This is a genomic window from Psychrobacter sp. CAL346-MNA-CIBAN-0220, assembly GCF_040309805.1.
Lineage (GTDB): Bacteria > Pseudomonadota > Gammaproteobacteria > Pseudomonadales > Moraxellaceae > Psychrobacter.
Genome location: NZ_JBEOPF010000427.1, coordinates 1 through 260, shown reverse-complemented (window position 1 = coordinate 260; position 260 = coordinate 1). Strand labels below are relative to the sequence as shown.

Genomic DNA, 260 nt, shown 5'->3' with positions numbered 1-260 from the left:
ATCTTGACGAAGTTGCCGGTGGCGTTGTCGGCCTGCAACAGGCTGAACTCGGAACCGGTCGCCGGGGAAATATGCTGCACCGTGCCATGGAATTTGCGGTGGTTCAGCGCATCCACGGTGAACGTCACCGGTTGGCCGACCTGCACATTGTCCATCTGGGTTTCTTTCATATTGGCAATCACCCACAACTGCTTGGGCACCAGCACCATCAGTTGCGCGCCGGAATTGACGTAAGCGCCCAGGCGCACGCCGATCTGCCC

1 protein-coding gene is annotated in these 260 nt (G+C 59.2%); it reads right to left on the bottom strand.

Features of this window, described 5'->3' with window-relative positions; translation table 11 throughout:
* Positions 1–260, bottom strand: a 260-nt coding sequence (locus AAEY88_RS14245; protein WP_350563442.1) for an efflux RND transporter periplasmic adaptor subunit, incomplete at both ends; no start/stop codon positions are given.